Source organism: Paenibacillus terrae (assembly GCF_005217525.1).
Classification (GTDB): Bacteria; Bacillota; Bacilli; order Paenibacillales; family Paenibacillaceae; genus Paenibacillus; species Paenibacillus terrae_C.
In genome coordinates, this window is the sequence record NZ_PNXQ01000001.1 from 198,408 (window position 1) to 223,891 (window position 25,484).

26 protein-coding genes are annotated in these 25,484 nt (G+C 47.6%); 12 read left to right on the forward strand and 14 right to left on the reverse strand.

The genetic code is table 11. From position 1 onward, the window contains the following. Positions 1-221: 221 nt before the first annotated feature. Together C1I60_RS00920 and asd are read left to right on the forward strand one after the other, a co-directional pair. On the forward strand, positions 222-1,337 hold the full coding sequence (locus tag C1I60_RS00920; RefSeq protein WP_137060092.1) for a YheC/YheD family endospore coat-associated protein: 1,116 nt from the start codon (positions 222-224) through the stop codon (positions 1,335-1,337). 88 nt (positions 1,338-1,425) lie between these two features. Next, positions 1,426-2,223 (forward strand): archaetidylserine decarboxylase, encoded by a 798-nt coding sequence (gene asd / locus C1I60_RS00925; RefSeq protein WP_137060093.1) that lies wholly within the window; start codon positions 1,426-1,428, stop codon positions 2,221-2,223. Between the two features lie 167 nt (positions 2,224-2,390). Here asd and C1I60_RS00930 read toward each other — a convergent pair whose 3' ends face one another. Next, positions 2,391-3,176, reverse strand: coding sequence for a helix-turn-helix domain-containing protein (locus C1I60_RS00930; RefSeq protein WP_137060094.1), 786 nt, complete (start codon positions 3,174-3,176; stop codon positions 2,391-2,393). 219 nt (positions 3,177-3,395) lie between these two features. Here C1I60_RS00930 and C1I60_RS00935 point away from each other — a divergent pair, with 219 nt between their 5' ends. Beyond that, positions 3,396-4,694, forward strand: coding sequence for an aminotransferase class I/II-fold pyridoxal phosphate-dependent enzyme (locus C1I60_RS00935; RefSeq protein ID WP_137060095.1), 1,299 nt, complete (start codon positions 3,396-3,398; stop codon positions 4,692-4,694). 118 nt (positions 4,695-4,812) lie between these two features. On the opposite strand, the gene C1I60_RS00940 is transcribed toward C1I60_RS00935, so the two are convergent. Beyond that, on the reverse strand, positions 4,813-6,147 hold the full coding sequence (locus C1I60_RS00940; protein ID WP_252361500.1) for an ATP-binding protein: 1,335 nt from the start codon (positions 6,145-6,147) through the stop codon (positions 4,813-4,815). 149 nt (positions 6,148-6,296) lie between these two features. Here C1I60_RS00940 and C1I60_RS24640 point away from each other — a divergent pair, with 149 nt between their 5' ends. Next, positions 6,297-6,413 (forward strand): YjcZ family sporulation protein, encoded by a 117-nt coding sequence (locus C1I60_RS24640; protein WP_209440990.1) that lies wholly within the window; start codon positions 6,297-6,299, stop codon positions 6,411-6,413. Between the two features lie 118 nt (positions 6,414-6,531). Here the strand turns inward: C1I60_RS24640 and C1I60_RS00945 are convergent, their stop codons facing one another. The 5 genes from C1I60_RS00945 to C1I60_RS00965 form a co-directional block, all read right to left on the reverse strand. Next, entirely contained in the window at positions 6,532-7,755 is a 1,224-nt protein-coding gene (locus C1I60_RS00945) for an ABC transporter permease (protein ID WP_137060222.1), read from the reverse strand. 2 nt (positions 7,756-7,757) lie between these two features. After that, entirely contained in the window at positions 7,758-8,504 is a 747-nt protein-coding gene (locus C1I60_RS00950) for an ABC transporter ATP-binding protein (protein ID WP_137060223.1), read from the reverse strand. A gap of 18 nt (positions 8,505-8,522) precedes the next feature. Further along, positions 8,523-9,914: a DEAD/DEAH box helicase gene (locus C1I60_RS00955; protein ID WP_137060096.1), complete on the reverse strand. Its 1,392-nt coding sequence runs from the start codon at positions 9,912-9,914 to the stop codon at positions 8,523-8,525. A gap of 153 nt (positions 9,915-10,067) precedes the next feature. Then, entirely contained in the window at positions 10,068-10,847 is a 780-nt protein-coding gene (locus C1I60_RS00960; RefSeq protein WP_137060097.1) for an SDR family NAD(P)-dependent oxidoreductase, read from the reverse strand. A 39-nt stretch (positions 10,848-10,886) separates the two neighbouring features. Beyond that, complete coding sequence (locus C1I60_RS00965) at positions 10,887-11,345, reverse strand: chemotaxis protein CheX (protein ID WP_137060098.1); 459 nt, start codon at positions 11,343-11,345, stop codon at positions 10,887-10,889. Positions 11,346-11,772: 427 nt separating this feature from the next. Here C1I60_RS00965 and C1I60_RS00970 point away from each other — a divergent pair, with 427 nt between their 5' ends. From C1I60_RS00970 to C1I60_RS00980, 3 genes are all read left to right on the forward strand, one after another. Next, positions 11,773-12,675 (forward strand): LysR family transcriptional regulator, encoded by a 903-nt coding sequence (locus C1I60_RS00970; protein WP_137060100.1) that lies wholly within the window; start codon positions 11,773-11,775, stop codon positions 12,673-12,675. Between the two features lie 60 nt (positions 12,676-12,735). Then, positions 12,736-13,545, forward strand: coding sequence for a histidinol-phosphatase (locus tag C1I60_RS00975; protein ID WP_137060101.1), 810 nt, complete (start codon positions 12,736-12,738; stop codon positions 13,543-13,545). 114 nt (positions 13,546-13,659) lie between these two features. After that, complete coding sequence (locus C1I60_RS00980) at positions 13,660-14,400, forward strand: GTP pyrophosphokinase (RefSeq protein WP_137060102.1); 741 nt, start codon at positions 13,660-13,662, stop codon at positions 14,398-14,400. A 425-nt stretch (positions 14,401-14,825) separates the two neighbouring features. On the opposite strand, the gene C1I60_RS00990 is transcribed toward C1I60_RS00980, so the two are convergent. Beyond that, on the reverse strand, positions 14,826-15,485 hold the full coding sequence (locus C1I60_RS00990) for a hypothetical protein (RefSeq protein ID WP_137060104.1): 660 nt from the start codon (positions 15,483-15,485) through the stop codon (positions 14,826-14,828). A 174-nt stretch (positions 15,486-15,659) separates the two neighbouring features. Between C1I60_RS00990 and C1I60_RS00995 the strand changes: the two genes are divergently transcribed. The 5 genes from C1I60_RS00995 to C1I60_RS01015 all read left to right on the forward strand — a co-directional run bounded on the left by C1I60_RS00995 (position 15,660) and on the right by C1I60_RS01015 (position 19,633). Further along, on the forward strand, positions 15,660-15,875 hold the full coding sequence (locus tag C1I60_RS00995; RefSeq protein ID WP_137060105.1) for a helix-turn-helix domain-containing protein: 216 nt from the start codon (positions 15,660-15,662) through the stop codon (positions 15,873-15,875). Between the two features lie 35 nt (positions 15,876-15,910). Next, a complete protein-coding gene (locus C1I60_RS01000) occupies positions 15,911-16,123 on the forward strand; it encodes a helix-turn-helix domain-containing protein (RefSeq protein WP_137060106.1) in 213 nt (70 codons plus the stop codon). 114 nt (positions 16,124-16,237) lie between these two features. Continuing rightward, entirely contained in the window at positions 16,238-16,354 is a 117-nt protein-coding gene (locus tag C1I60_RS26250; protein ID WP_137060224.1) for a TetR family transcriptional regulator, read from the forward strand. A gap of 1,100 nt (positions 16,355-17,454) precedes the next feature. After that, positions 17,455-18,516 carry a hypothetical protein gene (locus C1I60_RS01010; RefSeq protein WP_137060107.1) on the forward strand — a complete coding sequence of 354 codons (1,062 nt, stop codon included), beginning with the start codon at positions 17,455-17,457 and terminating at the stop codon, positions 18,514-18,516. A 229-nt stretch (positions 18,517-18,745) separates the two neighbouring features. Beyond that, entirely contained in the window at positions 18,746-19,633 is an 888-nt protein-coding gene (locus tag C1I60_RS01015) for an NAD(P)H-binding protein (RefSeq protein ID WP_137060108.1), read from the forward strand. A 181-nt stretch (positions 19,634-19,814) separates the two neighbouring features. Here C1I60_RS01015 and C1I60_RS01020 read toward each other — a convergent pair whose 3' ends face one another. From C1I60_RS01020 to sdhA, 6 genes are all read right to left on the reverse strand, one after another. Next, positions 19,815-20,447 carry a GNAT family N-acetyltransferase gene (locus C1I60_RS01020; protein WP_137060109.1) on the reverse strand — a complete coding sequence of 211 codons (633 nt, stop codon included), beginning with the start codon at positions 20,445-20,447 and terminating at the stop codon, positions 19,815-19,817. Between the two features lie 52 nt (positions 20,448-20,499). Continuing rightward, a complete protein-coding gene (locus C1I60_RS01025) occupies positions 20,500-21,240 on the reverse strand; it encodes a metallophosphoesterase family protein (RefSeq protein WP_137060110.1) in 741 nt (246 codons plus the stop codon). Positions 21,241-21,337: 97 nt separating this feature from the next. Further along, positions 21,338-22,282 carry a metallophosphoesterase gene (locus C1I60_RS01030; RefSeq protein WP_137060111.1) on the reverse strand — a complete coding sequence of 315 codons (945 nt, stop codon included), beginning with the start codon at positions 22,280-22,282 and terminating at the stop codon, positions 21,338-21,340. Positions 22,283-22,370: 88 nt separating this feature from the next. Beyond that, on the reverse strand, positions 22,371-23,180 hold the full coding sequence (locus C1I60_RS01035; protein WP_137060112.1) for an AAC(3) family N-acetyltransferase: 810 nt from the start codon (positions 23,178-23,180) through the stop codon (positions 22,371-22,373). Positions 23,181-23,352: 172 nt separating this feature from the next. Further along, a complete protein-coding gene (sdhB, locus tag C1I60_RS01040; protein ID WP_137060113.1) occupies positions 23,353-24,120 on the reverse strand; it encodes a succinate dehydrogenase iron-sulfur subunit in 768 nt (255 codons plus the stop codon). A gap of 30 nt (positions 24,121-24,150) precedes the next feature. Then, the coding region (gene sdhA / locus C1I60_RS01045; protein ID WP_252361501.1) for a succinate dehydrogenase (quinone) flavoprotein subunit at positions 24,151-25,484 on the reverse strand (1,334 nt) is incomplete at its 5' end.

Genomic DNA, 25,484 nt, shown 5'->3' on the forward strand with positions numbered 1-25,484 from the left:
TCCTGCACCTTCTTTCCTCTCTGATTCAAGCGATCCTGCTCATTCAACACTCCTACACTCATGGTGTATCATATCGTCTCCCTGCCTGAAAGGTGCCTGGCTCCTTACTTTGGGCAAGCAGCAAGGCAACCGTCCATGCCTGGCCGATCTTTGAAACATATGATGGACTAGAACCACTGAGTTGTCAGTTAGAGTCTCAACAAGGAAGGGCGGACATACCCATGCTGCATGTCGGCATCATGCTCAACCCGGCGACGTACCGGGGCATCCCCGCCATGAGGACGGGTTATGAATCACTCGTCAATTACGAAGACGCCGGATTGAGCTACGAGCTAATTCCCTGCTTTCTTCGTCTGGAGAATATTCATATACCATCTGGAACATGCCGGGCTTTTGTTAAACATGGTAACGGCTATCATCAGATGACTCTCCCGTTGCCACAGGTCATCCACAATCGGACACTCTATCGACAGAACGAAAACGCCAGTGACATCAACAGACTGGTACAGAACGGAATTTATATCTTTAATGAACAAAACCGTTTCCGTAAGGACCACATACATGCGATATTGCAGGAAGACCCTCTGCTGCACCCTCATCTTCCGCGAACGCTGCAAGGCAACCTGGCTTCGATTCGTACCTTGATGGAGCAAACCGGAGATGTCGTCATCAAGCCAAGCAGCGGGAGCATCGGCAAAGGAATTATGCGTCTGAGACATTCCCGTGGTGACTGGACCTTACAATGCGCACATCCCGCTGTACCGGAGCGCTGGATCACCCTGCGCCTGCATGCCGGAGAACTGCCTGCATTTCTGCCCAAGCGGCTGTTGCATAGTCCTCATATCGTGCAGGAAACTTTACCGCTCGCTTTGTATAACAACCGCCCTTTTGATATTCGCGTGACGGTTCAACGCGGATATGGCAGCATTTGGAGCGTAACAGGCATGTTTGCCAAAATTGCTCCCTCCCACACCTTCGTTTCCAATGTGGCGCAGGGTGGCTCAGCCCGTTTCTTGCCAGAGGTGCTGTCACAGGTACGGACGGCTCAGCCATGGAACACAGCCCGTCTGATGAATGAATTGGAAAGGCTCGCGCTGCAAATCGTCCATCGGCTGGCACAAAACCTTCCCCGGCTGGCTGACGTCGGTCTGGACCTGGGCATTACGCAAGAAGGCAAGATTGTTTTTATCGAATGCAACGGCCGCGATCAGCGCTACGGATTCAGCCAGGCGGGCATGAACAATGTCTGGAAAGAAACGTACACTCAGCCGATGGCTTACGCCCGTTGGCTTCTCAAACGGATGCCCCCGGCGGACACCGACCGTCCACTGTATTGATTTACGTCACATTCTGTGTCAATATAGTTCAGAGCGGCCGGACATGTTCCGGCCAAGACGGCTCGGAAATGAACAAGGGGGATCTGAAATGGCAAAACAGTGGCTGCGGCTCATGACTGAGCTATCATCGCGCAAGTGGGTGTGCCGGGTTGTGGGTTCCTTTGCCCAAAGCGGTGCAAGCCGACTTTTTATCCCCACCTTTATACGTACGTACCAGATCCAGACGCATGAGGCTGAACAGGAATGGAAGGAATACCGTTCCCTGAACGCCTATTTTACACGCAAATTAAAAGCGGGCATGCGCCCGATTGATACGAACGCCGAGGTGATGACCAGTCCAGTGGATGCGCGGATTACGTTCACTGGCCCAATTACATCCGGCACGATTTTGAATGTCAAAGGTCAGGACTATACGCTGGATGAGTTGCTTAACCGTTCGCCGCGTCTTGAGAAATACACGCACGGCTATGCTTTTGTGCTGTATCTCAGCCCGACTGATTATCATCGTATTCATGCGCCGGTATCCGGTACACTGGTGGAGAAGGAACATTTGCGCGGCAAGGTATATCCGGTGAATGACTTCGGCTTACAGCACATGAGAGCGGTTCTGAGCCGCAATGAACGGCAGATTACGTACATTGCCCATGAATACGGCGAGGTGGCGGTCGTCAAGGTTGGCGCGATGAATGTAAGCAGCATCAAATACACCGATGACGAAGCCCTCTCATGGGAAAAAGGCGACGATCTCGCCTATTTCGAGTTTGGATCAACCGTCGTTCTGTTGACCGAAAATGGCACATTTGAACCTGACCCTGTGCTGAAGCTGGGAGATGTAGTTAGAATGGGACAGCGTCTCGGTTGCTTCCGGCACGATCCCAAAGCATAAGCGAATTTGCCGTTACATCACGGCAACGGCGACACGGATGAAAGGACCCGGCAGCATTGCTCAGGTCCTTTTTGGCGTTTATCTTTTTATTCGTTATAGGAATATCCTTAGAACCACACGTTCACCTCTCCGTCGCTAGGCTACAGCCTGTCCACCCGCTCATTCCTTCACCTGATCTCAGACGGACTTTTCCCAGTGTACTGCTTGAATTGACGGCTGAAGAAAAAAATATCCCGGTATCCCAAAGCCTCTGCCACCTCAGTCACATTCATTCCGGCATGCAGCAACAGATGCTGTGCGCGCTCAATTCGCATGCTGATGATATGAGATTGAGCGGAAACACCCAGCAACTCCTTGAATTTGATTGAAAAATAGCGCGGTGACAGCCCTGCCCGTGCCGCCAAATCCTCGACGCGATGAGGAAGCCCCGGATGCTGGCGCACATAATTGGCCGTTTCCCGGATGACTTCGGTGAGCTGATGGCTGACCGGCTGCTCCTGCGGCTCCTTGCGGTCGGCACGCAGCAAATGTATCATGAGCTGCTTCAGGATTAGCCTGCCCTCCTCCTCGGCCCCGTAAGCGAGTTCCAGGCGCAGACGGACGTACCTGGCAAGCATATGCTCCACCTCGACCATTTCCTCCAGCATTCGATAGCTGGCAGGAATGATCTCCGGCTGCTCGGTAAGATCAAAATGGATATAGGTAAGTACTAGCGGCTTCTGAGGGTTATGTGTGGCATGAGTATCATCCCCCGGCTTGAACAGGAAGCAACTTCCTTTGCTTACCGGAAAGGATTCCCCGTTCAATACAACCGTTCCTTCACCGCTCCATACATAAAATAAATCATAGTTTGGCATCGGCCTTTCGCGCACCTGCCATTTCCAGCCCGGCTCGCACACAATTTTGGCAAAGGCGGACAACAGGATGAACGATGACGCAGACGTATCCAGCAAAACCTGCACCTCCTTATGCTATTCTTTCGTTGTCCCAGATCCCGTTAAATTATAATATAAGCGCAGAACAGCCATTACGCAAAAAATAAAGCTTTTCCTCCATTTTTGCTTTTTAATTTTGTGTAAGTGTTTTTCTTTTTCTGGGACGCTTTTGCGTGACGCTTACCGTGTGTAATGCTATAATATGTAATCAAAATGACTTGGAAGGATGAAACCGGAATGAATCCACTGGCAGCGCAGTTAAACCGCAACATTCAGGCAGGCAACGAGCATGTATATGAAATGCTTTCTCTTTTAGGTAAAGAGATTTATTTCCCAAAAGAAGGAATTTTGAGTCAATCGGCAGAGGCGGGGAAACTTGCTAAAAAATATAACGCTACGATTGGTATTGCTACCGAGGGTAGCGGCCCTATGCATTTGGGGGTCATTCAGGAGAAGCTGTCCGCATACAGCCCCAAGGACCTGTACCCTTATGCGCCCCCTGCGGGCAAGCCTGAGCTGCGTAGTGTATGGCGGGAAAAAATGCTGAAGGAAAACCCGTCGCTGGCGGGAAAAAGCTACGGCCTACCGGTGGTTACGAACGCGCTGACTCATGGTTTGAGCATCGTTGCCGACCTCTTTACAGATGAAGGGGATGCTGTCATTTATCCAGACAAAAACTGGGAAAACTATGAACTGACCTTCGGTATTCGCCGTCATGGACGATTGGTAAATTTCCCATTGTTCACAGAGGACCAACATTTTAATAGTGATGGGTTACGCGAAGCACTGCTGGCGCAGAAGGATTACGGCAAAGCCATTGTTGTGTTGAACTTCCCGAACAACCCGACTGGCTATACACCGGGAGTCGAAGAGGGCAAAGCCATTGTTGCTGCCATTCAGGAAGCTGCGGAAGCAGGCATCAATGTCGTAGTTGTAACAGATGACGCTTATTTTGGTCTGTTCTTCGAGGACTCCCTGCATGAATCGCTATTCGGCCAGTTAGCTGGACTTCATCCAAGAATTTTACCAGTCAAAATTGACGGAGCCACCAAAGAAGAATTCGTTTGGGGCTTCCGTGTCGGATTTATTACCTTCGCTTCGGAACATCAGGACGTGCTGAGCGCACTGGAGCAAAAAGCATTGGGAATTATACGGGCAACGATTTCCAGCGGCCCTCACCCGTCGCAAACCTTCGTGCTGGATGCTCTCAAATCACCGGATTTTGAGCAACAGAAGGAAGAAAAGTTCCAAATCATGAAAGGCCGGGCCAACAAGGTCAAGGCGCTACTTGATAGCGGAAAATACGGAGATGTATGGAGCTACTATCCTTTCAACTCGGGTTATTTCATGTGTCTCAAGCTGAACGGCTTGTCCGCCGAACAACTGCGCACACATCTGCTGGAGCAATATGGGGTGGGAACGATTGCACTGGGTGAGCATGATCTCCGTATCGCGTTCTCCTGTATCGAGGAAGAATATCTGGAAGACTTGTACGACATTGTTTATCGTGGTGTGCAAGACTTATTGAACGCCTAATCTAATCGGTCGGTATGAACTGGTTAGACTTATAGCTGGATTAAGCGGTGTGCCGGATGTTGCGGCATACCGTTTTTTTATACCCCCTGTTGAACGATTCATTCCCAACTCGAAGCACTTATCCCTCAGCAGCCAGCAAAGATTGTTGTGCCAGCGGCAGCAAAATGATAACCTCCGTACCCGCTCCCGGCTCGCTCTCATACCGTATACTGCCGTTCATCGCTTCAATCATGCGAAAAGAGACTGCTGTTCCCAGCCCTGTTCCTACTTCTTTGGTCGAAAAAAACAAAGTGCCTACCCGTTCCAGATGTTCCGGGCTCATGCCTTTTCCAGTATCCTTGATATTCAGACATGCCTTCTCTTCCTGAACTACCAGCTTTATGTCTACCTTGCCTCCATCTTCCGCAGCCTCAATCGCATTTTTCGTGATATGAATTAACGCCTGCAACAGTTGATTACGATCCGTATGTAGATATATATCATTCCTCAGCTCCGTCTGCATTCTTACGCCTTGCTTGGCCGCCATCGGTTTCAGGAGCAGAACAATCTGTTGGACCATACCGGACAAATCCATCAGCTCCGTCTTCCCAATCTGTGGCTTGGATAAATTCAAATAGTCGCTAATGATTCTTTCAGCCCGATCCACCTCCGCCAGCGCCAGCGCCATATATCTGCGGTTTTTTCCTTCCAGCCCTGACTGGGCCATTTGCAGGAACCCTTTTACGACCGTCAACGGATTACGAACTTCGTGAGCCATGGAAGCGGCCAGTTCCCCTAACGTATTGAGACGTTCAGCATATTTGATCTTTTTTCTCATCTCTTCCCGTTCGAGACTAAACTCCATCCAGCAAGAGGCAGCTCCGATACTTAGAAATTGAATTATAGCAAACCAAAGGATCCCCTTGATCAGCTCGACTTCATCCTCATTCAGTCTGCCGTTGGCCCAGGAATGCATCATAAGAACAACCAGCATGATCACATTCATCCACACACTCATGAGCAAGTTTATCAATACCCGGGCCAGCATGCCTTTGAGCTGCATAAATTTTTTTCTCACCAAGAGAGGTACGAGATAACATAACATCATGCTAAGCAGCCCCACACCGATGGAATCAGGTCCAACATAAATGCGGGCCAGCATCATGAGTGTTATATTCACTAGTCCTGCTCCGGGGCCAAAATATAAAACGGAGAGGATCAGCGGAACATATCGGAGATCCCAAAGGAAGCCGTACCAGCTATACGAGAAAATAAGACAAAGCACAGAAGAGATACCCAGCACCCCTCCCATGAGCAACGGGGTCTGTTTCATATGTCGATAATCCGATAAAGCGCTGTACACCAGCAAGGGTACAAAAACCAGAAATATATTCACGAGCAGCTTGTCTGCCAGCATCTCGTCGTTCCCACTTTCCAAGTAATAATGATTATATACTTCTTCTATTCTCGACAAAACGTGTCTTTTCCTCTCTATCCCCTCATATCCGCTGAAAAAAATAAGGCGATCCGGCAATGTACCTCCACGTTGGCCCACGCAATCCGAAAATCGGCTTCATAATATACGGTGTATCCTACATCACAAGGACCGAGAGGAGAATGAGCATGGGAGCAGAAGAAACAAGAGGCGGTTACGGTGGTTTCGGCGCATTCACAAGCACAGGAACGATTCTGGTGCTGTTCATTTTGTTAGTAATCATCAGCAAAACGATTTTTATTTAAGCAGAATGACATCTGCGCCCACGGCTGACCCATAGCAGTACCCACGCAAAAAGGCTATTCTGCAAACAGCGCTTGCTGCTTACGGAATAGCCTTTGTTTTTACTTTATACACACAGGATCAAACTTCTTCCTCATCTTGACCGTCCAGACGCCATTTTTTCGCCTGAGCGCCTCGTACTAGGTATACTACCAGCACTCCACCAGCCAGCGTAAGCAGTGTGGTGACCAGCCCTTCAGTTCCTCTCAACAAAAAAGGAAGCCACAGGATGACCGCAACCGGCAACAGCAGCCGGACAACAAAGTCCAGGAAAGACGCACGACGGGTATGTACAGGAAGCGGATAGAGCTGAAGCCATAGCGAATCCTTATGGTACTGCCTTAACGAAGTAATCTGCACGCCGATCAGGAATATAAAAAATAAATACACAGCGATACCGATCCAGCTCGTATGCGTGATCCATATAATCAACAGGCCGAGGATCCCCAGTCGTATCACCATCCCCACAGGCTCTGTGCGCACAAAGGTCTTAAACAGCAGGTAACGATAAGCACCCCTTTTGTCCCACGGTATGTTACCGCCTAACCAGGACAACCAGCGACGCGGAGTCACTCTCTGCGTAAGGGCCGGCACATCAACAAACCAGCCCAAAGTACGCATCACACGGGCAGCCTGTACGCCTTCTGTACGGATCAGGTTCTCCCATGCCACCAACAGCTTGACCGGAAAACGCAGGACAAGCACGTACACCACACCCACCAGCACGATAAACGGCAAGCTGCGCAGCGGAGGCTGCCACAGCCATGCGGCTACCAGCAGCACGGCCAGCGCCCAGCGAAGCAGACGATACGCCATACTCGCACTGCGCGATACCATGCGCAGCTCCTGCCAGCCCCCATAGCTAAACAGCAGCTTCAGCAGCACGAACAGCAGTATGGTCAGCAGTAGTGGCTTAGGCGCAGTATCGCTGCGGATATACAACGGCCACGCGATCACAAGCAGCAACAGCAGACCAAATATTTTATATACCACGCCACGGATACGGCTGGACTTAAAATATTCGTGCATCGCATGCTCCTGAGGACGCAGGAAGACGATATCGGCTTCGTTCAAATACGTACGGAAGCTCATATGAGCGATCGGAACGGCTACAGTGAGCATAATCCAGCGGATGGGCAAATCCGGCGGGATATGCATAATCAGCGACGTGTACCACGCGGCAAAGGCAATCAGCGCAAAGCCGAAGACGACCGCCAGGCCGCTCTGAATGACATAGCCGAGATAAGGCAGCACTTGTCCCCAGAACGCAGCACGTCTTTCTTTATGCAAACGTTGCAAATCCATGCTCATTCCCTGCCCTGTACCAGCTCATAAAATGCATCTTCCAGCGGCATGCCCGGCTTACCCGCCTGTGCTGTCACTTCGTCCAGCGTGCCCTGTGCAATGATGGCACCCTGATGAAGCACAATGAAACGATCACAATAATTTTCAATCGTGGACAAAATATGAGAACTGAGTAAAATGGACGAGCCCGAGCGCTTCATTTCCAGCATAAAATCAAGCAGGGAACGAATACCGAGCGGGTCCAGACCCAAAAATGGCTCATCAATGACATACAGTGGCGGCCCCGCCAAAAATGCGCACATAATCATCACTTTCTGGCGCATCCCTTTGGAGAGATGCATCGACATGCTTCCGCTCTTATCCCGCATACGGAACAAGTCCAGCATTTGGTCACTGCGAGTGCGAAAATCAGCTTCATTGACTCCATACGCTCTGGCGGTGAATTCCATATGCTCCATCACGGTCATTTCGGGATACAGCTCTGGAGACTCGGGTACAAAAGCAATGGCTCCCTGATACTGCTCGGGATTGTCCGCCTGCTTATGTCCCTGCACGCGGATTTCTCCCGCCTGTGGTGTCATCAGGCCCAAAATATGCTTCATCGTCGTACTTTTCCCGGCTCCGTTCAGACCGATCAGCCCCACCATTTCGCCCGGCTTTACATCCAGAGAAATCTGGTGCAGCACCGGGCGCTTGGCGCTGTATCCGCCTGTCAGTCCATTAATTTGCAATACAGGCTGTTGTTCCATGGCTCCCCCTCTTCTCACTTATCCGTTCGGCTTTGACCCTTTTTCCTTCAGCCATCTTGGCGCTCCCTTGTTTTTACGCTCACGCTCGCGCTGCGCTTTCCCTGCTTTGGACAAGGCCGCTCCTTTGCTCTTGCTTGGAGCCGAGCCATTTGCCGCAGTTCTGCCAGGACGACCGTTCTCACCGCGGGCAGGCGCCTTGCGGCTTTCCGTGGCTGCTCCGTCAGAAGTGGCTCTGGCTTCGGATGGCCTTACAGGCGCACGCTTGGCATCCTCCGGACGCGGTACGACAACCCGGCCTCCGTGCAACGCACGCTCCGCAATGTCGATGCCCAGTTCACGGGAAAATTTACGCATGATGAACGTTTCACGGTCGGTAACAACCGACGCAACCAGTCCTTTACGTCCCATTCGTCCGGTCCGTCCTGCACGGTGAACATAAGCCTGACTGTCCGTAGCTGGATCAAAATGGATCACCATTTCCAGCCCCTCAATATCCAGACCACGGGCTGCCACATCGGAAGCAATCAGCACCTTGAGCTTGTCCGCACGAAACTGGGCCAGCACGTTAGTACGTGTAACTTTGTCCGCATCGCCATATAGGGATGCTGTAGTCAGTCCCATATGCTTGAGCTTGGCCTCAATCTCCCCGATGGCATTGGTAGTATTGACGAACACCAGTGCTTTTCTCGGATTAAAATGACGCACCAGTCGGCGCAGCATGTCCACCTTATCCCGTTCTTCGGATACAAAGTAATAGTGCTCCAAACCGCTGGCCGTCTTCTGGTCAGGATCAATCCCGATTTCCACGTAATCCTGCATTTCCCGCTTGGCCAGCCCTTGAATTTCGTCGTTCAGCGTCGCGGACAGAAATACGAGCTGACGGTCACGCTGGGCAGTGCCCAGGATGTTCGTGACATCGCCTGCTCCCCCGAGCTGGAACATCTGATCCACCTCGTCGATGACGATAGTTGTAATATTGTGCATTTTCAGCTTCTTGGAAGCGATGAGCTCCCGAACACGTCCCGGTGTGCCGACCACAAGCTGCGGATGGTCCTTCAGCTTCTCGATCTGCCGTTTGATGGCCGCTCCACCGATCAGGCCGAGCACACGGATGCCTCGATGCTCCCCATAACGCTGGCCTTCGCGTACAATTTGCATCGCCAGCTCCTGACTGGGAGCCAGGATCAGCTTTTGCGTGGCCTTTTTCTGCGGGTCAATGGCTTGCAGCAGCGGCAGCAAATAAGCCAGCGTCTTCCCTGTGCCAGTCTGCGAACGCGCCAATACATGCCTGCCCTTGATCATTTCTGGTATAGCCTGCGCCTGAACTGGCGAAGGCTGTGTAATCTCATGCTCAGCCAGCTTGGTCAACAGATCTTGTTCCACGCCGAGCGATTCAAAATTCAATGTCATGAAAAGGTCCAACCCCTATACGTAAATTCGTTACTCTCCATTATATGCGAAAACCGCCCTGTAACCAAATGCAGATATTTAGTCATACCTCCCTTTCATTCAAAATGACAAAAAAGATGTCCCTCCACCATCACATGGTTTGCGGGACATCTTTTATTTTTTGTTCATCACGCCATGGCCCAACCTGTCGGTCAGCCTGGGAGCAAGCTGGTACAGCTTGAGAAAAGGAGATATCCACCGTGGCAGATTAACCTCCTCCTTGCGAAGCTCCATCGCTCTCACGATGTGCTGAGCCACCTTGTCCGGCTTTAGCATAAACCAGCCTACATTACGAACATATCCGCCCGAAGGATCAGCGAGGTCAAAAAACGGCGTGTCAATCGGTCCGGGGTTAATCGTTGTTAGCGTAACTCCGCTCCCGCGCAGTTCCTGCCGAAGCGCATTGCTGAACCCTAGCAGTGCATGCTTCGTTGCTGTGTAGGAGGACGATTTGGCTGTCCCGATTTTACCGGCCATGGATGCCACATTGACGATCTGTCCCGTACCTCTTGCTGTCATTTGCGGCAGGAATGCCTTGATACAGCGGACAGCGCCCATATAATTCACATCCATCATTTGTTCAAACTCCGTCAAGTCTGTCTCATGAAAATAATCAAACTTCCCGTAACCTGCGTTGTTGAGCAAAATATCGACCCGTCCGAACTGCTCCAGCACACGGGCAGCCACGGCCTCTACCTGCTCTTGACGAGTGACGTCCAGAGGGATCAACTCATGCCTGCCACTCATTCCGGCTGACACTTGTTCCAGCCGTTCCTGCGAACGCGCAGTCAAAATAGGAATCGCGCCCTTTTCGCTCAGCAACCGTGCGCAGAGGGCACCAATTCCACTGGATGCACCTGTAATGACAACCACCTTGTTTTGCAATGTACTCATGGACATCCCTCCATATTAAAGAAACCTGCTTCTTTAATATTAAGAGATCATCACCTGAATATCCAGCTCACCGATCCCTTCCATCGTAAGCGGAATATAAAGGGCACGCTGAGGTACGAAGGAGGTCAAGTTTTCCGACTTCATGACCTGCGGAGGCGTAATGTCGACTACAATCCCCTGATTGGACAAAATCGTGCTGGCATTACCGCTGATCATATTTCCCAATTCAGAAATGGCGCTTTTGCCCATCTCATCAATTTCAGTCAAAACGAATCCGCCCATCATCGCCGATACCATGCGCAACGCTACCTGTTCATTCAGGCCGAACACAATATTTCCGCTAAGCTGTCCGGTCATCCCGATCATAATCCAAATATGGTCATCCACCAGCTCGACATTTTTCACACCGAGATCGCCGGGTGAGGGAGAGATTTGGATCAATTGTTCAATGACCCGCCGCGCCGACTCCAAAAAAGGATTTATCACTTCTGCCTTCACGATCATTGCGCCCCTTTACGATGGGCTTTTAGACACACAACAAAAGTCCCATTTTAATTTGAATTTTATTTTTCAAAATGATGCATAACGAATCAACCTTCAATAAAATACTCTCTCTATCACTTATCGACAGCTATCCGGCAATTTTTTATAGCCGAATCACAAAAAATGTGAATAATGTCCTATTCCATCGCTTTCCATCGAATTCAAATGGATTACTTTTGATGTATAGCAGGACTTTAGTCTTTATTTTCCAATATACCATACTTCACGGTGTTCTGCTTCGATTCATTGCCCTTCCCGCTCGAATAACCTATAATTTAATGAAATAAGCATAACGATGGTTTTACATATGCACATGTGGATTTGTGAAAAATCCTCAGGCTGTATTGCTGCGACAGAATTAAGAAAAGAGAGGAGGAACTTCATGAACATCAGTCAACTTGAAACACTTATCATGATTTCCAAAACAATGAGCTTCCGCAAAGCCGGAGAACTTCTCAATTTGACGCAGCCGGCGGTATCCGCCCAAATCAAAAGTCTGGAGGACGAGTTCAAGACCATTCTGATCGACCGCAACCAACCCGTCACCCTGACCGACCGAGGGGCTGTTTTTTTGGAACATGCCGAGCGGATCTTGAGTGTTGTCGAGGAGCTGCGGCAGAAATTGTATGATCTGAACGAAACGCCGCAGGGTCATATTGCGCTCGGCACTACAACGTCCATCGCTATTCAAATTTTACCGCGTGTACTTTCCTACTTTCAGGATCAATTCCCGCTCATCAAAACCTCCATTCAATCCATGGCTTCCTCCATGATTTATCAGCAGGTGGAAAACGGGCTTATTGATGTTGGCATCGGTTACTTGATCGAACGTAATCCCAATTTGAGCACTTCGATTTTGTATTACGATTCCTTTGAGCTTGTCGTATCGCCCACTCATCCATTGGCCTCCCAACCGCATGCTACCATTGAAGCCCTTCGGGAAATTCCACTTATTCTGCTCTCACCCGATACGGTAGGACGAAAATTCGTGGATGATGTATTTAAAAAACACCAAATTGTGCCTCATGTCGTGATCGAGTTGTCCAGCAGCGAGGAAGTCAAACGGATGGTAGAGATTAATCTTGGCGCCGCCATTATCTCCAGGCTGTCAGTCTCTCCTGAGCTACGCGCGGGTACGTTGAAAATGATTCACATTACCGAGCTGGAGGTTAGCCATCCGGTAGGGGTCATTTACAAATCCGGCCGATATCTGAATTCAGCCATGCAGCAGTTTCTAAGCGATTTAAAAGGTATGCCGGAGACCAATTTTATCAGTTCTGAATAACGCACTCAGCTATGAACACCCTACGAAATACAAACCTTGATTACGAAAGGACGACATCCTATGAAATTTGATCTGCACACCCATCACTTCCGCTGCGGTCATGCAGACGGTAATATTCGGGACTATATCGAAGCAGGCATTCAGTCCGGTTTACAGGCTATTGGTATTTCAGACCACTCCCCCTTCTTATGCAGCGAGCAGGATCAGGCTTTTCCAAAAACTTATATGGCGAAATCACAGCTTGCCGAGTACGTAGAAGAGGTACAGCAGCTACAGAAGGAATATGAAGGCCGTATTGACGTGCTGCTCGGATTGGAAACGGATTATTTCCCTGATTATGCAGAACTGTACCGTTCCACCCTGGCCCCTTATCCGTTCGACTACCTCATTGGGTCGATCCATAATGTTGAGGGAGACAGCATTTTTAACCGTAACCGTTGGAACGAAGTAAGTGATGCTCGCAAAATCGAGGTCAAGCAAGCTTACTATTCGCTCATTCAGGAATCTGCTCGGAGCGGTATGTTTCAGATTTTGGGTCATATCGACGCCATGAAAGGGAATTTCCCGGCTTTCTCAGATATTCCTGCCGATGAAGCGATTGATGAAACCTTGAGAGTGATTGCAGAGTCCGGTGTGGCGATTGAAATTAACACTTCAGGCAAAACCAAGCTCAGTGGCGGATGGTATCCGTCAGTCCCCATTTTGGAAAGAGCGCATCATTTTGGCGTAGAGGTCACTTTTGGTTCAGATGCCCATAAACCTGTGCGGGTAGGCGAAGATTGGGACGATGTGAAGGCGATGCTGAAGGATATTGGCTTCCGCGAATGGGTTTATTTTAAACAAAAACGTAAAATTCCAGTGCCGCTTTAAAATTTGTTTAAGGTGGGATTTGCCGCTCCGCTGCCAACCACCTTAAACTGCACGGCTCCATTATTTTAAATATTATTTATATTTTACAACATCTATGTGTGAGGAGAATTACATATGTATCTGGAAGACCCGATGGACAAGATCAAAAAGCTAAAGCACGATATCACGCGTTTTATGCTGATCTATAAATTTGCGCTCGATGAAATGGAAACCAAGATTGAAATACTAAAGCAGGAATTTCAGGCGTTGCACGATTATAGCCCTATTGAGCATACCAAATCGCGCCTCAAATCCCCTGAGAGCATCATGAACAAAATGTTTCGTAAAAATAGCGAGCTTTCTCTTACTGCCGTCAAGGATCACATTAAGGATATCGCGGGACTACGCATTACCTGCTCTTTTATTTCGGACATTTATGATGTAAGTGACATGTTACAGAGACAAAGTGATTTGAAGGTGCTGGAGGTCAAAGATTACATCAAAAATCCCAAACCAAACGGCTACCAAAGTCTGCATTTGCTGATCCAGGTTCCTGTATTCATGTCCGACTGTCAGGAGCTGGTCTGCGTGGAGGTACAAATTCGGACGATTGCGATGGATTTCTGGGCCAGTCTGGAGCATAAAATCTTTTATAAATACAACCAGTCCGTCCCCGAAAGCCTGACACGCGAATTAAAAAATGCGGCAGATTCAGCCAATGCGCTTGACCTCCAAATGGAACGTCTCCACCGAGAAATCAAGGAGATTAAAGACGCCCAAGGTGAAGAAGACTCTATTGAAGAGATTCGGAAGATTATCATTAATAATCAGCAATTTTCGGTGCCAGCCAACTTTTTGAAGCTGCTTGGGGAGTAATTGGACAGGCTTCGTTAGTGATTTCATCGCTACGCGAATGATTTGATCTTGCGATCGCTGCTGCAACGGGATTCTCAGGATTTATAAACCCTTTAAAGGGTTGAATCCCATTGCAAAAGCGAACGCTTACGCTTATCCAGATTCAGATTCTTCGCTCCGCTGCCAACCGCCTCTCATTCTTAATTTCGTTTTTATGTCCATTCATCGCAGTTATTTAAAAAGATTAAACCATTGAACTTGAGCCTTGCAGTTTGGATTAATTTGAGCGATTCCTTTAACTGTATCTAAACGAGGAACTTTAGATTTAAAATTAGGATGCTCCGATATAGCGGGTTTAATGAGCATCTGGAGGCTGATCCAATCGCCTGAAAGTGTCTTCAGAAACAGTTTGCCGTTAATTAATCTTCCTGTTCTGTACATACACGTTAATAACCGGATACATAGCGGTCGACTTCGTCCTCAACCCTCTCAATCGCTTGAATCAAGGGCATTTCAGGTTCCTCCTGTTTATATTGAATAGCCTTCTCACACGTACCTCCTGCCCCTGCCCACTCCCAATACAGATGAATGTCTACAGACTCCAGAAAATATACAGATAAGGCTTCAACAGGATTTGCAGCATACAGCTTCATAAATTCCTCGTCTGTAAGCTGATGCTGCCGAAGATACTCACCTTTCATATTGCAGAGTAGATTAAAAGTGTCTTGTTCGTTAATATAAATAGAACGGGCAACGAATTCATTGCGCCTTTCAACCGAGTTCAGTATGATTTGCATAGCGTTACGGATGTGCTCGTCTTCGGGACTGATATGAAACATTTGAATGAGATTGTTCGTGGTCAATTTGGGGTTAAACGGGGCTGGCTCTATGATTCGTGTCCACACATTAGTCTTTCCATTCTCAAACACTTCAATAGCGTCTGAGACATTATAGCCTATCGTTTGCCATTTACGGTTCAGAGCATCGGTGATGTGATAATAATGTATCTCTTGGTCATCGCTTCCCACTTCTTGCGGCCAAACTGTTTCCATGCGAACGATGTCCAGAATATGTTGTTTGTTGACTTTGTCTTCTAGTGTAGTCATATGTATTTCCCCCGATTCTTTTTGGTAAAATGGCAATAGCAAAGCCAAGGATATGATGCATATCCTTTTGTTTAGGATGAATTTCACAGTAAATATATACTCTTATAGCGATAAATAAAATATACTCTTGAAGATATAAATTGTCAATAAAAAAATCCCGGAGGCATCTATTTAATGTTGAAAATCAAAATTAAGCTAAAGGAAGTATTAAAAACAAAAGGAATCACTCAAAAAAACTTAGAAGCTATGACAGGAATACCCCAATCCAGAATATCTACTCTTTGTAGTGGTAATCGACAAGAAGTTAACCTACTCATGCTTGAAAAAATCGCCCATGCTTTGGAGATCACAGACTTATCCGAATTAATTCAGTTAGAAGAAGAGAACTAATGACTTCTTAATTCAAGTTAGGAGATAAATCTAAGATGGAACTGATCATAAAACTTAAAGACGTTATGAAAGAAAGAGACATCACTCAGTTACAATTGGCAAAAATGGCAAATGTCCGGCAAGCTGTAATATCGGAATTATGCAGAAATGCTCGGGAAGAAGTAAATTTAGCTATGCTAACAAGGATCGCCATCGCTTTAGATATTAAGGACATATCAGAATTAATACAATTTGATGAGACAGAGTAGAGAAATTCTACAGGGATAACTGGAAGGATTAGATAAAACTCCATGTTTTTTCGGACAGACGACCGAAGTTAAATGAATGAGGTTAAGGAAACATTACATCTTTGATAAAAACCCATAGCTGCCTTTAAATATATATCTACCGAAGGTTATACTAACGTCTCCATGTGTGATGTAACTGAAGAAGCAGGCGTGTTATCAAATCAATTAAATTACTACTTTAAGGATTATTGAAACTCAAATTACAACGAGCAAGCCTAAAATGGCATTGCTCGACATTGAAGCATGAGAATCTTTTTCGGGATACTGCTCAACACATTTCTTAATTGCAATCATAGTTCTGATCTTTGACAAATTCCTTCTAGATCTACTCCCGTCATACCCTCCGTTACTTGAGCAAAAATAGAAAACGAAACATACTCACTAAGTATCGTAATTTAGTAAAGACAGCGCAATAAGATAGCCAAAACGTGATTTAAGCAAGGATACCTCCATTCCTCATATCACACGCGTCGAGACGATGGAAAGGGATATACGTCTTCTACAGTTTATGTAGTCTTCAACCTCAAAAATATTTTCTTTCAGACTAACTCGTTGGGAACCAGTCTACCTCAGCCCTAATATGGTAGCCCGAAAATCAACAAGGTTCTCAATAAACAAGGAAACGGATATTTTAGAAAGCAGTAGCTCGAATCATGTAAGACTTAGGGCTAAAACCTGCCACCGTCAAGAAATATAAGGCTACAATGTGTTTAATTATAATCAATTTCGTCCGAACACTCCGTATGAGCCGAGGTATCATCTAATTCCCACCGAAGAAAGCTGGCTATACCGGGCCAGCGTAATGTACCTGTGCAGCCGTAAAATCGTAGGTTTTTTATGGATGGAAGAATGGCAAAGGAACTGGTCGTTCAAGCACTAGACTGGGATTAATCAGCAGGAACTATCCGGAGTAGTCCTCTCACCACTCAATCGGGAAAGTAATACATGATATCAAACTAGATTGAACCAATACAATATGAAGGGGGGCTTAAGTCGGAGGGTAACTGTTATGACAATGTATGTATTGAATCTTTCCATAGCATCCTGAAAAAAATGATTTACCTAGAAAAATTCAAGACACGGGGAGCGCATATTCGAGTACACTACATTTTCTATAATGCTAAGTACATTCACTCAACCATTGGGTATATCACACCGAATGAATGCAAACTTATGTACCAAAAAACAGCCTTATTTTCTCGATTCTAGGTGTCTACTTTATTAACAGAGGTACACTTCTAATCTCAATGTGCACAGTCGAATTTATTACCATTATGAAAGGAAACTTCAAAATGCGAAAACAATTTTTCGGATTGGATTTCGATATCCAGACATCAATCGAAAACAAAGAAAAAAAATTAATATTACTGCCTAACCCTGAAGCACAATTACAATATCAAAATTCACTTGCAACTTTAGATGAGCAAAGTTTACAACTATTGTGGAGTAAATCATTCTTCGGAATCAATCATACAACACAATTATTTCGAATCATGTATGATACTTTCAACTCAAAAGTTAATGATATAAAAACCAACGATGACATATTAACAGTACATGCTTTATTTTGTGATATGATCATACGTTTTGGCACTATAATAGAGGATTTTGCTGGATTTTGTTCTGCATGTAAAAGACATGTGACAGAAGGAACTAATATTGCTGAACATTTTTTAGCTTACAGTAATCCAAATCAGTTTTATACAGACATGCTCTCTAAGCAGGGTGCAGAATTCATCCGACAGATCTTCAGAATACCGCAATCGCAAGATGATCTGGATACTATTTTCACTAATTTATCTGCTGCTGAGAAAGAATTACTTTGGAAAGGTATCTCAGTAACAACAGAAATAATATCTGAACGTATGAAGATAACTGCTAAATCAATTGTAAGAGAACAACCAACAAACTTCACTCTTTTCGACTTATATAATAAATTAAAGCATGGATTCGCACCTTATTATTCGTATATATTCCCCATACCAATTACATTAACAACTACAGAAATAGAAACTACCAATGAAGAAATGGTTGAATCATATCTGATTAAATTTATGCTAATCATGCATAATAAACTCAAAGGGCAGATGAATAACATAGAATTACAAAAGCTAAGAGTTAATAAATTGGCCACATGTGCTACAACTCTAATTGAGGCTACCAAAGAAACCGCTGATGAAATCTTGCAAACTGTAATAGAGATCGATTATCTATACAAGTACTTAGTTAAAAGATATATCACTTACGCATCAGGTAGCAAAAGAATTCTACTTCTCGGAAGTAAAGACCATTTAACAATAGAAGAATCAAATGATATTGAAACAATCATCTCTAATGACAAACGATACACTTAAAAAGTGTGGATCTAATGACTTGTGAGAAAAACAACCCCCATACAATCAATTCAAAACCAGGAGTGTTTTAACAAAAGTTGAGTCTACTCCTCATTTTCCAACACGTCCATTTTTGTGTCGTAAAATTGGGTTATTATGCTAAAATAATCCTTTCATCGTTCCGTTTCCTTTGAGAACATTATTCCGTCTACCTTAATAAAACCAATCCCTTAAGGAGTGTGATTCATGAATGAGAAAGATACTTGTATTAGGTGGAACGCGCTTTTTTGGAAAAAGGCTGGTGGAACGTCTGGTGGAGGATTCCGAGAATAACGTTACGATCCTCACGAGAGGTCAAACAAGTGATTCGTTCGGTGACCGCGTTCAGCGGATTATTGCAGATCGTAACGATGCAGAAGCGCTGGCTGAGGCGGTAGGTGAGCAGGTTTGGGATGTTGTCTACGATAATATTTGCTTTTCTCCAGATGAAGCCAGAGAAGCCTGCCGCATTTTTGATGCTAAAGCCAAACGGTATATTCTGACCTCCAGCTTATCCGTCTACGATCCAAGTCCAGAAGTGCTGACCGAGAGTATCTTCGACCCTCAGGCTTACCCGGTTCGCAAAGGCAGACAGGACGATTTTACATATCAGGAGGCTAAACGGCAGGCAGAAGCGGTTTTCATGCAACAAGCTACGTTCCCGGTTGCCGCTGTTCGTTTTCCGATTGTATTAGGAGCAGATGATTATACGAAAAGACTTCATTTTCATATAGAGCATGTTCGTGATGGAATAAAAATCGGCATACCGAATCCGGCAGCGCACATCTCGTTTATCCGTTCTGATGAAGCCGCAGATTTTCTGCTTTGGCTTGGTCACTCTCATTTGACAGGACCCGTCAATGCTTGCTCCGACGGTACTGTGAAGATTGGAGAACTCATTTCCACCATTGAGCAGGTAACTGGAAAACAAGCCGTGATTCAAGAAAAAACAGCGGACGAGCATATGTCTCCATTCGGTATTACACAATCCTGGTATATGGATACGACCAAAGCCCAATCAGAAGGATACTCGTTCCTTTCCCTGACCGAATGGCTTCCCGAGCTGATCACCAACCTGAACCGTTCCTATGAATCATAAAAGTAACTTGTAAATCACAAGTAGCTGCCATAGAAACAAGGCAAAAAAAAGAGGACCCGATCATCGGGTCCAGCAACATATATTATTCAAAAGGGGGTCATGTCTGTATTGTACCCGTCCTGTGTTAGAGTTAGTTTGCAGTTATATTTCATCTCTGTAACAAAATATTCCACTGCCATTTCTATGCATAATCCCCTTGGGTAATCGAGAACACCAATACACCCGGTACCTCTCCTGAATGATCATAGGCACTGATTGTGCGCAGCATGCGCATCTTGTTTTTAATCAGCACACGCACGGAAGCCTGATTATCCTCTTGGCAACGACCTTCGATCCTCTTGAGCTTTAAAGCACCAAAACCAAATCTCAGCATTTCCTCCACGACCTCTGTAGCCAGCCCTTGTCCCCAGAAAGGACGGTCCAAAATATAGCCTAGCTGCGCCTCACCCGCTTTTTCATTCCATTGCTGGAAAGAAGCGATACCGAGCAGCGGCGAGTGGCTGAGTTCATTATGTTCATGGAGTTCGTTAAGTTGGCCGGGTTCGTTGTTTGCTGCTGTATTTCTCCCATGCCATTCCACCGCAAAATGCAGGGAATCCAGCGAATCCGCAGCCACTCTTATTTGCGCTACCAAACGACGCATCCGCGTATCGACTGGCTTGCGAATCCGGTTCACATACCGGATAACCAATGGATCGGACAGCATCCGTTCCAGCGCGGGGTAATCCCTTGCTTGTAGCTGGCGCAACCGGACACGATCGGTATAAAGCTCCGGTAGCCCTGACCCTGAACGAAGCATTTCTCTGGTGAGCACAATGATCCCTCCTGCGGATGGATTAGCTTTTTGCGGCGAATAGGTTGCACACTCAATCCAGGTCCTGAATTCCCCGGTAAATGCCTGTGCGCAGCTCACGAATGTAATACGGCAAAGAAGGTACGTCTGCTTCCTCAGCCTGTTTCACCGCCAGCTCTATATTATAAGGTACACGTACAAACTGGATGGAAAAAGGTGTAGGGCTCTCTTCTCCCATGCTCCCCTCCAAAATGCAGTAGGAAGCCTGAGTTACATCCAGCGGATTGCCAACACTGCCGACATTAAAAAGCGTTTTGCCCTGAAAATGCTGTATAAAGGCATTATGCACATCTCCATATCCCACGACATCCGGGGCAAAAGCGGCTTTTCCATTTTCCTCGGCCAACGGGTCGAACATAGCGATTCTTTTCTCCGGCTCATCCCATGGCTGCACGCGATGATATACACTTTGCGGCGAAGCATGCACCAGACGGATACGACGTCCGCTCATCCTGAAATCATGATGAAACGGCAACTCTGCCAAATACTGTAGCCGTTCTGTGCCCAGGCGCTCGGCTTGCCAGCTAAAATTGAGATCATCTGTAATGCTAACCAGCTCATCCCAATTACCACGCACCACCACTTCGCAATGTTGACGGACAGCCTCCAGAACCTCGCACGGGCTAGGCCCTTTGCCGATCAGATCGCCCAAACAAAACACACGACTAATCCGTCGGGAAGCAACATCCTCCAGCACCGCCTCGCAGGCAGGCCAATTGCCATGTATATCTGAAATGACAGCAATACGATCCATCTGAATATCACTCCTTTGTCCGAAACAGCTACACACTACACTAAACCCTTTTTATGTAGTTACAAGCCCATACTGATGAAGGTAAACATATAATAGCCTATTGACCGGATTTCAGTGTAATGACACTCAGCTCCGGCCTGCACAGCACACGAATCGGCAGCTTGGTCATTCCAATGCCTCTGCTGACATACAGCGGCATCCTGTCAGTCCCTACATGAAATAATCCCTGAATGTACTTGCGTCCACCCGGAGGCGGCATCGGCGCTCCGAGGACAGGCAAGCGTACCTGTCCTCCATGCGTATGTCCCGACAGCTGAAGATCAAAGGACATTCGCGCCGCCACATCCGCATAATCCGGCTCATGCATAAGCAGCAGCTTGCACAAGTCATCAGAAAGTCCGTGGATGGCACGCCGTGGATTGGGTTTGCCCATAATGTCATCCTCTAACCCAACAATCGCCACACGCTGCCCGGCTCGCTCTACAATCGCGTGTTCATTTCTCAGCAACGTAAACCCGGTTTTTGGATATAGCTCCTGTACCCCGCCTGGTAAACCCCGATAATCGTGATTGCCGAGAATGGCGAATTTACCGAGTGTGGCGTACATCGAAGCCATGACCGGAACAGCGGCTTTCATAGATACGGCATAATCATCTACAATATCACCTGTAAAACAAAGCAAATCCGGTTCCAGTCCTGCAATTCGGTCCGCAAGCTCCCGCAGGTCCTGCTCATCCATGTGAAAGCCCAAGTGTACATCACTAAAATGCACGACTCTGATACCGTCAAAAGCCGACGGCAGACGGGGCAAAGATAGTGTAAAACGTGTAATCTCCAAATGATTAGGCTCCCATAGGGAAGCGTATCCTCCAGTTAAAAGCGCGGTTCCGGCTGTCGCTAAAGCGGCTTTTTTCAAAAAACGACGACGCGAAGGATTGGCTGGCTCATTTGAAATGGAACGACGCGAAGAACCGAGAGGGATCGCGGCCTCATCGTGTGAGCCATCCTGACTCTCGCGGCGGGTTTGCGGCGTCTTCTCCATATGCGTGCCCCCTTGCTATCTATTCAACTATTGTACAGTTCAAATATCTCATGATTCAAATGTTCAAATATTTCACGCTTTTAGCCCTCTAGCGGTTGGTGGCTAACCATCGTTCTGCATAGTCTACCAAATCACGCTGCCTCGCTAAAAAACACGATGCATCCCCGATGTTCACTCGCGTAAAGGCTACGGGACGATCCCGCTCAAAATCAAGCCCCAGCTTGTCAAAATCATCCGAGGATATATTAAAATCCTGAAAAGATACCCATACTTTCTCCCCGTTCACCATCATCGGGGCTTGTTGGGTTGTTTCTTCACGTCCATTGTACGCTGTGCGGTGTTCCGCCAAATGAAAGGACGTGTTGCTGTCATGTCCGCAGCCCAGCAACAGCACATAGGCGTCTGTCTCATATAGCTTCGCCAGTGGCGATTGTTCACCCAGCCCGAAATCAAGCTCATGCCCTTCCAGCAAGCGTGAGGCCGCAGGTCCACGGGCCGCAAATGAAACATGCGGGTGTCCACTGCGCAGTGTTCCCGGCAGGCCACGAAACGTTTCCACCATAATACCCATCCCTCCGGTCAGCGTCCAGGCCGGATCATAGGCGGGCATTTCCTCGCGTACAAGTTCCCACCATGACTCATCCAGAGGTGGGTTCATCCATGTCGACGGATCGGTCAGATCATGGGACTGCGTCGGCGTGACCAGCGTTCCTTCCGGGCCAATCGCATCGGTTAATGCTGCAAGAATAGCAGAGGCCCCGCCCGGAACAAAACTGCCAAAGCTGCGCATCGACGAGTGCACAAGCAACGTCATGCCTTTTTGAACCCCCAGTTCCTTTAATCCTTTCAGCACATCCGACCCGATAACGGGCCGACGCGTCATCGGTTGTACAGCCACCTGTCCAGCCTCCTTTTCTCCAAAAACGATACACAATACCATAATTATACCATAACTGCTGCCCTACTCTCCTCCCTCCACGGTAACTCCGATCTGTCCTGAGCATACAAAAACAGGCTTTCTCCGGTTCAGGGAAAAAGCCTGTTTTGTATAAAGCATTCACTGACTAGTGCTAAACGGTCAACCAGCGCTTGAACATATGCTTGGTCGTTTGCTTGTTCATTTCCGCAATGGAGGTTGTCAACGGAATGCCCTTCGGGCAGGAACGTACGCAGTTTTGCGAGTTACCGCAGCCCTCCAGCCCGTCGTCCGTCATCAGCGCATCCAGCCGCTCCTCCTGATTCATTTCCCCAGTTGGATGACTATTGAATAGACGAACCTGAGATATCGCCGCAGGTCCAATGAATGTCGTTTTCTCGTTAACATTCGGGCAAGCCTCCAGGCAGACACCGCAGGTCATGCACTTGGACAGCTCATAGGCCCATTGACGCTTCTTCTCTGCCATTCTGGGGCCGGGGCCCAGATCGTAGGTACCGTCAATCGGAATCCACGCTTTGACCTTCTTGAGCGCGTTAAACATCCGGCTTCGGTCAATGACCAAATCCCGCACAACCGGGAACGTGCTCATCGGCGCAATGGTAATCGGCTGCTCCAGCTTATCGACGAGCGCCGCACAAGCCTGACGCGGCTTGCCGTTAATCACCATGGAGCATGCTCCACACACTTCCTCCAGACAGTTCGACTCCCAGCATACCGGGGCCGTATCTTTACCATGACTATCCACCGGGTTACGCTGAATCTCCATCAACGCACTGATTACATTCATCCCCGGTCGATAAGCCAACTCAAATTCTTCCGTATATGGATTCGCATTAGGTTCATCCTGACGGGTCACAACGAACTTTACGGTTTTATCCGATTTCACTGCTTGCTCCGACATCTCATACACTCCCTTCTGTATCTTCCTTAATTACTTGTTCTTGGAGTAATCCCGAATACGCGGCTTGATCAGCGAAACGTCCACCGCTTCGTACGAGATTTGCGGTCCTTCCGGTGTCCAGTCCGCAATCGTCGTTTTCAGGAAATCCTCATCGTTACGGTCCGGGAAGTCAGGTTTATAGTGGGCTCCACGGCTTTCGTTGCGCAGCAGCGCTCCTTTGGTCATCGCTTCAGCCAGCTCCATCATATTCCACAGCTGACGCGTGAACGCCGCACCCGCATTGTTCCAGCGCGAAGCATCATTGATGTTAATATTGGAATAACGCTCCTTCAGCTCCTTGATCTTGTGGATCGTAGCTTCCAGCTTGTCATTATAACGAACCACGGTCATGTTGTTCGTCATCCACTCGCCCAGCTCTTTATGAAGGACATAGGCATTTTCTTTCCCATCCATACGCAAAATACGCTCATACTTCTCCGTCTGCTGATTGACCGCCGCATCGAACACGGAGGAAGCCACATCCTGCGCGGATTTTTTCAAGCCTTTAATGTATTCCACAGCTTTTGGTCCAGCCACCATCCCGCCGTAAATAGCTGACAGCAGCGAGTTTGCACCCAAACGATTCGCTCCGTGATACTGGAATTCACATTCTCCGGCGGCAAACAGCCCCGGAATATTGGTCATCTGATTGTAATCGACCCACATGCCGCCCATCGAATAATGCACAGCCGGGAAGATTTTCATCGGTATTTTACGCGGATCGTCACCAACGAATTTTTCATAAATTTCAATAATACCGCCCAGCTTCACGTCCAGCTCTTTCGGGTCCTTATGAGACAGATCGAGATACACCATGTTCTCGCCATTAATGCCGAGCCCATCATCGACGCATACACTGAATATTTCACGGGTCGCAATATCACGAGGAACCAGATTTCCATAAGCCGGATACTTTTCTTCGAGGAAATACCACGGCTTGCCGTCCTTGTACGTCCAAATACGGCCGCCCTCTCCCCGTGCCGACTCGGACATCAGACGCAGCTTGTCATCCCCCGGAATAGCCGTCGGATGAATCTGGATAAACTCGCCGTTGGCATAGCGTACGCCCTGCTGATATACCGCCCCGGCAGCCGTACCTGTATTAATTACGGAATTCGTGGTTTTACCGAAAATAATGCCAGGACCGCCCGATGCCAAAATAACCGCATCTGCTACAAAGGTCTTCACTTCCATCGTGCGCAGATCCTGCGCACAGATGCCGCGACAGATACTCTCATCATCCAGTACAGCCTGTAAAAACTCCCAGTTTTCATACTTGGTCACCAAGCCCTCGGATTCCCAGCGCCGTACCTGTTCATCAAGTG

What these genes read in the sequence shown, in the direction of transcription:
- C1I60_RS00920 (WP_137060092.1), top strand. Translation starts at nt 222, where the DNA reads ATGCTGCATGTCGGCATCATGCTCAACCCGGCGACGTACCGGGGCATC.
- asd (WP_137060093.1), top strand. Translation starts at nt 1,426, where the DNA reads ATGGCAAAACAGTGGCTGCGGCTCATGACTGAGCTATCATCGCGCAAG.
- C1I60_RS00935 (WP_137060095.1), top strand. Translation starts at nt 3,396, where the DNA reads ATGAATCCACTGGCAGCGCAGTTAAACCGCAACATTCAGGCAGGCAAC.
- C1I60_RS24640 (WP_209440990.1), top strand. Translation starts at nt 6,297, where the DNA reads ATGGGAGCAGAAGAAACAAGAGGCGGTTACGGTGGTTTCGGCGCATTC.
- C1I60_RS00945 (WP_137060222.1), bottom strand. Translation starts at nt 7,755, where the DNA reads ATGGATTTGCAACGTTTGCATAAAGAAAGACGTGCTGCGTTCTGGGGA.
- C1I60_RS00950 (WP_137060223.1), bottom strand. Translation starts at nt 8,504, where the DNA reads ATGGAACAACAGCCTGTATTGCAAATTAATGGACTGACAGGCGGATAC.
- C1I60_RS00955 (WP_137060096.1), bottom strand. Translation starts at nt 9,914, where the DNA reads ATGACATTGAATTTTGAATCGCTCGGCGTGGAACAAGATCTGTTGACC.
- C1I60_RS00960 (WP_137060097.1), bottom strand. Translation starts at nt 10,847, where the DNA reads ATGAGTACATTGCAAAACAAGGTGGTTGTCATTACAGGTGCATCCAGT.
- C1I60_RS00970 (WP_137060100.1), top strand. Translation starts at nt 11,773, where the DNA reads ATGAACATCAGTCAACTTGAAACACTTATCATGATTTCCAAAACAATG.
- C1I60_RS00975 (WP_137060101.1), top strand. Translation starts at nt 12,736, where the DNA reads ATGAAATTTGATCTGCACACCCATCACTTCCGCTGCGGTCATGCAGAC.
- C1I60_RS00980 (WP_137060102.1), top strand. Translation starts at nt 13,660, where the DNA reads ATGTATCTGGAAGACCCGATGGACAAGATCAAAAAGCTAAAGCACGAT.
- C1I60_RS00990 (WP_137060104.1), bottom strand. Translation starts at nt 15,485, where the DNA reads ATGACTACACTAGAAGACAAAGTCAACAAACAACATATTCTGGACATC.
- C1I60_RS00995 (WP_137060105.1), top strand. Translation starts at nt 15,660, where the DNA reads ATGTTGAAAATCAAAATTAAGCTAAAGGAAGTATTAAAAACAAAAGGA.
- C1I60_RS01000 (WP_137060106.1), top strand. Translation starts at nt 15,911, where the DNA reads ATGGAACTGATCATAAAACTTAAAGACGTTATGAAAGAAAGAGACATC.
- C1I60_RS01010 (WP_137060107.1), top strand. Translation starts at nt 17,455, where the DNA reads ATGCGAAAACAATTTTTCGGATTGGATTTCGATATCCAGACATCAATC.
- C1I60_RS01015 (WP_137060108.1), top strand. Translation starts at nt 18,746, where the DNA reads ATGAGAAAGATACTTGTATTAGGTGGAACGCGCTTTTTTGGAAAAAGG.
- C1I60_RS01025 (WP_137060110.1), bottom strand. Translation starts at nt 21,240, where the DNA reads ATGGATCGTATTGCTGTCATTTCAGATATACATGGCAATTGGCCTGCC.
- C1I60_RS01030 (WP_137060111.1), bottom strand. Translation starts at nt 22,282, where the DNA reads ATGGAGAAGACGCCGCAAACCCGCCGCGAGAGTCAGGATGGCTCACAC.
- sdhB (WP_137060113.1), bottom strand. Translation starts at nt 24,120, where the DNA reads ATGTCGGAGCAAGCAGTGAAATCGGATAAAACCGTAAAGTTCGTTGTG.